Origin of the sequence: Rahnella perminowiae, assembly GCF_019049755.1 — a bacterium.
Classification (GTDB): domain Bacteria; phylum Pseudomonadota; class Gammaproteobacteria; order Enterobacterales; family Enterobacteriaceae; genus Rahnella; species Rahnella perminowiae.
This window is the reverse complement of the sequence record NZ_JAFMOS010000046.1, coordinates 1-472: the sequence shown is the minus strand read 5'-3', so window position 1 is coordinate 472 and position 472 is coordinate 1. Positions and strand designations below refer to the sequence as shown.

1 pseudogene is annotated in these 472 nt (G+C 47.2%); it reads left to right on the top strand.

Going from position 1 to position 472, the window contains the following annotated elements:
• Positions 1-472 (top strand): annotated as a pseudogene (locus tag J1785_RS00220) (fimbria/pilus periplasmic chaperone); the annotation flags it as partial.

Sequence of the window (472 nt, the reverse complement as noted above, 5' to 3'; positions counted from 1 at the left end):
TCTCAGGAAAATGAAACTATCCTAAATCAGTCATCGGGTCAGGGTATTATTGTCACACCCGCGAAATTTGGACTGGCGCCTGGCACCACCCGAATTATACGTCTGATTAATATTCAGCAACCGCAAACAGAAGAAGCGTACCGCGTTTATTTTGAAGGCGTTCCGGCACCGAATAATAGCAATGACAAAAATGAACCCAAAGGCGCAGCTAAACTCGGCATCAGCATGATCTGGGGCGTACTGGTTACCGTGCCACCCGCTGCCCCGCGACTGGATTTCACACTAAACCCCGTCAGCCGCGAGGTCAGTAATACCGGCAATATTCATCTGAAGATTAACAGCATCGGTTTATGTCCTCAGCAACTCACTGATGACGGATGTCAATGGAGTAAACCGGTAAAGAACAGTATTTATCCTAATCAGCACGCCACATTAGACCCTGCCTTATTTAAAGGAAATAACTACCGCGTAG